Origin of the sequence: Parafrankia sp. Ea1.12 (assembly GCF_900465275.1) — a bacterium.
Taxonomy (GTDB): Bacteria; Actinomycetota; Actinomycetes; order Frankiales; family Frankiaceae; genus Parafrankia; species Parafrankia soli.
The window spans coordinates 1-245 of record NZ_UBIZ01000186.1 but is presented as its reverse complement, the minus strand read 5'-3'; the positions used below and the strand labels follow the sequence as shown (position 1 = coordinate 245).

General features: G+C 71.0%; 1 pseudogene. It reads left to right on the top strand.

Annotated features, from left to right (window positions below):
• A pseudogene (locus FMEAI12_RS39730) lies at positions 1-245 on the top strand (transposase); the annotation flags it as partial.

Sequence of the window (245 nt, the reverse complement as noted above, 5' to 3'; positions counted from 1 at the left end):
GCGGACCGGGCGGTCCTCGCCGCTCTGATCAGGCTCCTGCCCAGAGCGCTGGGAGCGCACCGGCTGGTCACCCCCGGGGACCGTCCTGCGGTGGCACCGCCGCCTGATCACACGGACATGGACCCACACGCACCGGACGGGAGGGCCACCGATCAGCCAGGAGATCGCCGCGCTGATCGAGCGGCTTGCGACCGAGAACACGACGTGGGGCTACCAGCGGATCCAGGGCGAGCTCCTCAAACTCG